6 protein-coding genes are annotated in these 7,528 nt (G+C 43.6%); 2 read left to right on the forward strand and 4 right to left on the reverse strand.

The features are described 5' to 3' along the window. The first annotated feature begins 163 nt into the window (after window positions 1–163). Together IM462_RS19160 and IM462_RS19165 are read left to right on the forward strand one after the other, a co-directional pair. Window positions 164–1,588, forward strand: coding sequence for an ammonium transporter (locus IM462_RS19160; RefSeq protein WP_287700869.1), 1,425 nt, complete (start codon window positions 164–166; stop codon window positions 1,586–1,588). A gap of 624 nt (window positions 1,589–2,212) precedes the next feature. Continuing rightward, complete coding sequence (locus tag IM462_RS19165; protein ID WP_002801730.1) at window positions 2,213–3,079, forward strand: 6-pyruvoyl trahydropterin synthase family protein; 867 nt, start codon at window positions 2,213–2,215, stop codon at window positions 3,077–3,079. 61 nt (window positions 3,080–3,140) lie between these two features. Here IM462_RS19165 and IM462_RS19170 read toward each other — a convergent pair whose 3' ends face one another. The 4 genes from IM462_RS19170 to IM462_RS19185 form a co-directional block, all read right to left on the reverse strand. Continuing rightward, window positions 3,141–3,950 carry an SDR family NAD(P)-dependent oxidoreductase gene (locus IM462_RS19170; protein WP_287700871.1) on the reverse strand — a complete coding sequence of 270 codons (810 nt, stop codon included), beginning with the start codon at window positions 3,948–3,950 and terminating at the stop codon, window positions 3,141–3,143. A 382-nt stretch (window positions 3,951–4,332) separates the two neighbouring features. After that, window positions 4,333–5,508, reverse strand: a complete 1,176-nt coding sequence (locus IM462_RS19175; RefSeq protein ID WP_287715496.1) for a hybrid sensor histidine kinase/response regulator — start codon at window positions 5,506–5,508, stop codon at window positions 4,333–4,335. Window positions 5,509–5,786: 278 nt separating this feature from the next. Continuing rightward, window positions 5,787–6,233 carry a response regulator gene (locus IM462_RS19180; RefSeq protein ID WP_002801723.1) on the reverse strand — a complete coding sequence of 149 codons (447 nt, stop codon included), beginning with the start codon at window positions 6,231–6,233 and terminating at the stop codon, window positions 5,787–5,789. Beyond that, window positions 6,172–7,528, reverse strand: a 1,357-nt coding sequence (locus IM462_RS19185) for an ATP-binding protein (RefSeq protein ID WP_287715498.1), incomplete at its 5' end; no start/stop codon positions are given. The genes IM462_RS19185 and IM462_RS19180, both read right to left, overlap by 62 nt.

Consider the following 7,528-nt stretch of genomic DNA (forward strand, 5'->3'; position numbering starts at 1 on the left):
AAAGATAGATTAATTTACCCCCGACAAAGTTAAAGAGAAAAGGAAGAAGGCCTCGCCCCGATGCGATCGGTGGCTACAATTACCTTCTAAACCTTTTCTCTTTCGGTTTTTTGTCTCTTTCCGGACAGAAAAAATTAATCTTGCTACTAGGCACCAACCGTCAATGAAAAAGATCGTAGGAATAACCATACTTTTGCTGGGACTGGGATTCAATTTCGGAGTTGCCCCGGTTTTTGCGGAAACCATCGCCGCCGCTCCCCCCAATCCGATTAGTGCTGGAGATACCGCTTGGATGCTGATCTCGTCGGCCTTAGTTTTATTAATGACCCCCGGACTGGCTTTTTTTTATGGGGGTTTAGTACGTTCGCGTAACGTCCTCAACACCATGATGATGAGTTTGGTGGCCATGGGCGTAATTGGTGTAACTTGGGTGCTTTGGGGTTATAGTCTTGCTTTTGATGTCACCCCGGGTAAAAGTGGTTTTGGCGAGGGAATTGAAGCTTTTATCGGGGGACTGGATTGGATTTTTCTCAACGGTGTCACCGCCGCCGCACCTGACAATATCGGTTATGCACCCACCGTTCCCCATCAAGTGTTTATGGTCTATCAGATGATGTTCGCCATCATCACCCCGGCTTTAATTTCGGGGGCGATCGTGGAACGGGTCAACTTTAAGGCCTATTTTTGGTTTTTACTGCTTTGGTCCACCTTTATCTATTCTCCCCTAGCTCACTGGGTTTGGGGTAAGGGTTGGTTGGCTGCCACCGGGGCGCTGGATTTCGCCGGTGGAACCGTTGTTCACATTAGTTCCGGGATTTCCGCACTGGTGGCCGCCTGGATGATCGGTCCGCGGCGTAGTTTTGGTACCCAAACCTATGCACCCCATAATGTGCCGTTTGTTCTCCTAGGTATCGGTTTACTCTGGTTCGGTTGGTTTGGTTTTAATGGTGGTAGCGCGCTTTCCTCTAGTTCCCTAGCCACGACAGCTTTTGTTAATACCAGTATCGCAGCTTCGGCTGGTGGTTTGACATGGATGCTTATAGAATGGATTTTACGCGGTAAACCGACGGCGATCGGCATTGCTAGTGGATTTTTAGGGGGATTAGTCGGTATTACTCCAGCTGCCGGCTATGTACTGCCGATTGGGGCGATTCTCATCGGTTCGATTACTGCCCTTAGTTGTTTTTTTGCGGTTAGTCTGCGGGCAAAATTGCGCTTTGATGATTCTTTGGATACCTATCCCGTCCATGGTGTGGGTGGGACAATAGGGGCGCTGCTTACGGGGCTTTTTGCCACAAAATCGGTTAATTCAGCCGGAAATGATGGTTTATTTTTTGGGAATCCGGGGTTACTGTGGACGCAATTTGTTGGCGTTGCCGCTACTTATATCTTTGCTGCCGTCGGCACTTTTGTCATCCTGAAAGTTCTCGGTTTATTTATGGAGCTGCGGGTTAAACCGAATACGGAAGCAGAAGGGTTAGATGTTCCTCAACACGGAGAGGAAGCCTACGGACAGGAATTCGAGTTTGGTAACAGCTTTTCCTACCAAGAAAATCCTCCCACCACAAATCCGCAAGAAAATTATTAGGGATTCAATCGGCTATTGGTGCGGCTAACAGAGGCGAAATTTCGTCTCTGTGAAACTGGCTTTAACAATTCCGTTTTTGGTCGTCTTGTCTCTGTCACCTGGGGTTGTGGTGGTTGCTGAATCAAGGTATGAATGCCAACTGTGCATCGTGTCCAAAAGTTAGTTTGGGTCCAGGTTTTAAAAATCCCGCAAGAGAAGATTCATACTAAATCAAGTTATTAAAAACTGATTATTTATTCCCCCTCTTGCCTCTTGCCTTTTGCCTATCCTAATATGTTACCTATACTCAACGGATTTAGTATGATATCTCAAATCAGCAACGCCTTGGCTCTCATAGTAGGTTGATTCATGCAACCTACAAAGCACGACGTTTGGACAAATTTTCAGCTATGTATTTCCGAGAAATCGACTAAAAACGTTGCCAGATCAGGATTTGAGAGAATGAAACGACTCTAGGGAGCAGGGAGAAGCAGTTCGAGCATTTGTACTAAAATTTTCCATAGGCAGTTTAAATTCAGTACAGCTTAACTTTCCCCGATCTGCAAGCAGGAGGAGACAAAACTGGTTTATGCTAGAAAGAGTTACCTTAACGTAACTTTACAAAGTCATCGATCGCCCACATTTATGGATTGCATCATCAATCGTCGAGCGCGGTTTTCAGCCAGCCATCGCTATTATCTGCCAGAATGGGACGAAGCCGAAAATCAAAGACTTTTTGGTCTTGGTAGCCGTTTTCCCGGTCATGGTCACAATTACGAATTATACGTCTCCCTATACAAAGAACTCAATCTTTATGGCATGGTGGAAAATCTCTCCACCGTGAAACAGGTAATTAAACGAGAGATAACCAGTCAACTAGACTACTCCTATCTCAATCAAGTCTGGCCAGAATTTCAGCAAACCCTACCCACCACAGAAAATATCGCCAGAGTTATCTGGCAAAGATTAGCACCCTATTTACCATTAGTCAAAATTCAACTATTTGAACACCCCGAATTGTGGGCAGAATATCAAGGAAAAGATATGGAAGCAACTTTAACCGTCAAAACCCATTTTAGTGCCGCTCATCGTTTGGCTTTACCGCAATTAACCCTCGAACAAAACTCGGAAATCTACGGCAAATGCGCCAGGGTAAACGGTCATGGTCATAATTATCACCTAGAAGTATCCGTGGCGGGAGAAATTGATCCCCGCACTGGTATGATTGTGGATCTAGGGGATTTACAAAAAGCGATCGATGAATTGGTAGTAGAACCCTTCGATCATGCTTTTTTAAATAAGGATATTCCCTACTTTGCCGAAGTGGTTCCCACTGCCGAAAATATTGCCTTACACATCGCTCAACTATTGGAGGAACGGATCCGCCAATTAGGAGCCGAATTAGATAAAGTTAAACTAATTGAAAGTCCCAATAATTCTGCGGAAATCCACTGTCGTGGTTCGGTTCAAGCTCCCCGACAACTTCTAGAAAAAACCCTGACAGCCGTTTAATTGCCTGTTGGTGAAGGTGATTAGGGTGAGCCATGCTCACCCTGATAGATTTAATCAAACCCTAGTTAAACACTTCTCGCCATCCTCGCTTTCCTTTGCTTTGGCGTAAGGGAGAAGCTAAATCGACAATTTTCTCAAGCAGTTTCGGGGCCAATTTTTGACACCAAAGAGCTAGATGACTTTGCCAACCGACGACAATTTCCGTTTTTTGCCTATTTAACCCGGTAATTAGAGTTTGGGCGACTTCTTCGGCGCTCATCGGTTTTAACCATCGAAATAACTGCAATTCTCGCACCATATCCGTATCGGTTAAAGAGGGTAAGAGGGTGATAACTTTGATGTTGTGTTCCCGTAATTCCGACCTGAGAGCTTGACTAAAACCCAAAATGGCAAATTTGGTGGCCGAGTAGGTGGCGAAGCTAGGAGCGGCAATTTTACCCATCATGCTGGAAACATTGACAATCGTTCCCTGTCCCCTAATTGCCATCCGGCGGGCAATTAAGCGAGTAACTGTGTACATGGCCATCAGATTTAAAGATATTTCTGCTTGCACTTGCGAGAATTGCGATCGCAGAAAGGGGGTTTGATGGGCAATACCAGCACAGTTAACGAGGATATCAATGCCACGGCATTCTTGCCAAACGCGGATAATTGAAGGACTAACAAGGTCATTTTCAGTTAAATCTAGGGCTAAAGGTGTGGCAATGACCCCTAGGGACTCAATTTCTTTGGCTAGTTTGTCTAATCGCTCTTGATCTCTGGCAACAATCACAATTCTGCTTAAACCTTGTCGGGCCAATTCTAAGGCGATCGCACGTCCGATACCCCGGGATGCCCCCGTGACTAGGGCTGTTTTTCCCTGTAATTTCATGATCAAACTCCTGTTTTAAGCAACAGTACAGAAATTTATTGGTTTTGCTTCTGAAATCTTTGATTTGTGCATCTATGCCCTACATAAGTAGCGAAGCAATCGGGGGATAGATGGATAGGTTAGGGTGCATGGGATTTTTCCTCCTTCAAAGCGCACTCTTGAACCCACGGTAACAGTTGTCTTTACAAACAGCAATCTTTTTTAACACTTTTCCCGAAAATCACTCGATCGGATGAACGCTCAGGGTGATCCTCAATCCTATGGAAGGGGAGCAGGGAGAGGGGAGAGGTAGGGTTGATTCATGAATCAACCCTACTATGAATCAACCCTAGGGCAGAGGGGCAGCAGAAAAAAAAATTGTGGTGCCACCCTATCGTTCATCTCAATTTAGGTGTTCAATGTCGGTAATAATCGGTAAAATTACCGTGATCTTTGTGCCTTTTCCTTCCTCACTTTCTAGGTGAATTTGTCCTTTGTGCGCTTCCACACAGCGTCCGACAATGGCTAATCCTAATCCCGTTCCTTGAATATTATCGACATTGCTACCGCGATAAAAAGGTTTAAATAAATGTTCTTGATCTTTGCTGGGAATACCAATGCCTCGATCGATAATTTTAAAGACTACCTGCTCGGATTCGACAATAATCTTAAATTCTACGGGGTTGCCTTGGGGTGAATATTTGAGAGCATTTCCCAGTAAATTTGTCAAGATATGTTTAATTAAATTTATATCCCAAAGTCCTCTTTCTAAGCTGCCCTCAACTTGGAAAATAATTGCTAATTGCGGCTCCGGCTTAACAATAAAAGATTCTACTAATTTTTGACAATAATCAAGCAAATCAACTGGATCAAATTGACAGTATAATCTCCCGGAATCAGCCCTACCAATTAATAACACTTCTGTGAGCAATTGATCCATGTCTTTAATGGCCGATCGAATCATGCGAAAATAGCTAACTTGCTGATCTTTTGTCAATCGATCGCGACTTTCTTCTAATAATCCAGCCGAGAGTAAAATTTTATTTAAAGGATTGCGAAAATCGTGAGATAACATGGAAACAAATTCAGTTTTTAACTGATTTAATTCCTGAGCTTTTTCCAGTTGATTAGTGCGTTCAATCACGCTCATTTTTAAAGCTTCGTTCGATTCTCGTAAAGCTTCCTCCATCTGTTTTCGCTCGATCGCATAACATAGCGATCGAGTTAAAATTTCTAAACTTACTTCTCTTTTAATTAAATAATCCTGCGCTCCCTGACGTAGTGCTGCCAAAGCTAAATTATCATCATTAGTATTAGTTAAAACCACGATTGGTAATTTCGGAGCCGTAATTAAAAGGGGAGCTAAGGATTCCAAATCCTGACTATCTGGTAAAGTTAGATCTAATAAAATTACATCAAAATTTGTTTGTTTTAAAAGAGAAATTGCCTCCGATAATCTTGACACATTAACCAGATGAAATTCTTTTTTTTCATTACCCTTAAGAATTTCCTTTAATAATCGAGCTTCGGCTAAATTATCCTCGATTAAAAGAACTTTTATATCCTGCGAGAGTCCCATTTTTTAATCAAGAGTTAAAGAGATTTGGGAGGTTAGGAAGTGGGGTGTGGGCTTCGGCCGTGAGCTCAGCCGAACGGGTGTAGGGTGTGGGCTTCGGCCGTGAGCTCAGCCGAACGGGTGTAGGGTGTAGGGTGTAGGGTGTGAGGAGAATAAAGCTGCCTCCTGCCTCCTGCCTCCTGCCTCCTGCCTCCTGCCTCCTGACGACCGACTCCTGATAACTGATAACTGATAACTGATCACTGATAACTGATAACTGATAACTGATAACTGATCATGATTCACTCACTGGGTAAAGTAGCGGTTTCTAACCAAAAAGCCTCGATATTTTTGACAATTTTGAACAAATCGTTGAGATTGCGTGACTTGGTTATATAACAATTAACGTGCAGTTCATAGCTATAAAAAATATCCTCCTCGTTGCGAGAAGTGGTTAAAACCACCACAGGAATTCTTTTTAAACTGGGATCGTTTTTTATTTCCGCTAATACCTCCCGTCCGTCTTTTCTTGGTAAATTCAGATCGAGAAGAATCAGATTAGGACGGGGAGAATCGAGATACTCCCCTTCTCGACGCAGATAATCCATGGCGTTGACACCATCCCTAACGATAACTAATTCGTGCGGGACGGTGCTAGTTTTTAATGCCTCTTGGATGAGGCGAATATCAGCTTTGCTGTCCTCCACTAATAAGATAATTTTGTGTGGCACGTCCTCGCCAGCGCTCACGCTCGTTACCTCCTAGGGGAATTGTAAAATAGAAAACCGCTCCTTTGCCTAATTGGGATTCTACCCAAATTCGTCCGCGATGACACTCGATAATTTTCTTACAAATCGCCAAACCCATACCTGTGCCGGGGTACTCGTCGCGGGTGTGCAGTCGTTGGAAAATCACGAAAATGCGTTCGGAAAATCGGGGATCGATACCAATTCCATTATCGGTGACAGAGAACAGCCATTCCTCCTCTTGACGTTGCGCGGAAATATGAATAGTGGGAGTCGCTTTTCCTCGGAATTTAATGGCATTACCGATGAGATTTTGGAACAATTGCATTAACTGGGTTTTATCTGCCATGACAATTGGCAAAGGATCAAAAGTGATCATAGCTTGACTTTCCTGAATTCTCCCTTTCAGGTTAGCGAGAGCTTTTTCCAGTGCCAGATTAGCATCGATGGTATTAAACTCTGCCGCCTGCATATCCACTTTCGAGTAAGCCAGCACATCATCTATTAATGTTTGCATCAAGCTGACACCTTCGACGGCAAAAGTAATAAATTCTTTAGCATCTTCGTCCAGTTCTTCGGTGTAGCGCATTTCTAGCAACTGCACATAGTTGGCGACTTGATTGAGGGGTTCCTGTAAATCGTGGGAAGCGACGTAGGCGAATTTTTTTAATTCGGCGTTCGATAGTTCCAAATCCCGCGCTAAACGTGCCAATTCATCGGCTTGTTTTAAGATGATATTGACGATCGCTTTTCGTAATTCTAGTGCGGCGTTAATTTCTACTGCTTTCCAGGGTAAAGATTTGAGGCGAACGGTTTCTTTCCAGAGGGAGAAAGATTTACGCGGACAGAGACGAATATCACCATCTATGGCAGTCGTTTCGATCGCTTTACCCGGATCACCACCCCAGTTCACGGTTTGAATTACTTCTGGACGAAACCAGAGGAGATAATTACGTTTAGAAATGGGAATTGCTAGTAAACCACTGGCAATATCTTTAAACTTACCCGCATCGGTATAAATTCGCGGTAAGGAATTAGTATAGTAAACATCTTCATGGACGTTTTTTTCTAGCCAAGTAATCAGATAATTTAGTTCTTCTTCGCTCGGTGTTACTCCAATTAAGGTATAATTGCCGCCTAAACAAATAGCGGCTCCTGTGGCTTTAGTTAGATCGAGCAGATTCGGTTTATGGGCAATTAATCCATCAATAAAGTTATTAGCTTCCGCCATATAATCGATTAATTGCGATTGCACAAAGCTTAATTTTACTCGATAGTCATAATCCTCGGTTTCTTCC

This window comes from Microcystis sp. M144S2 (assembly GCF_020246065.1).
GTDB lineage: Bacteria > Cyanobacteriota > Cyanobacteriia > Cyanobacteriales > Microcystaceae > Microcystis > Microcystis ichthyoblabe_A.

Bases quoted from the DNA above. Each gene is read 5' to 3' on its own strand.
- IM462_RS19160 (WP_287700869.1), top strand. From the start codon at position 164: ATGAAAAAGATCGTAGGAATAACCATACTTTTGCTGGGACTGGGATTC.
- IM462_RS19165 (WP_002801730.1), top strand. From the start codon at position 2,213: ATGGATTGCATCATCAATCGTCGAGCGCGGTTTTCAGCCAGCCATCGC.
- IM462_RS19170 (WP_287700871.1), bottom strand. From the start codon at position 3,950: ATGAAATTACAGGGAAAAACAGCCCTAGTCACGGGGGCATCCCGGGGT.
- IM462_RS19175 (WP_287715496.1), bottom strand. From the start codon at position 5,508: ATGGGACTCTCGCAGGATATAAAAGTTCTTTTAATCGAGGATAATTTA.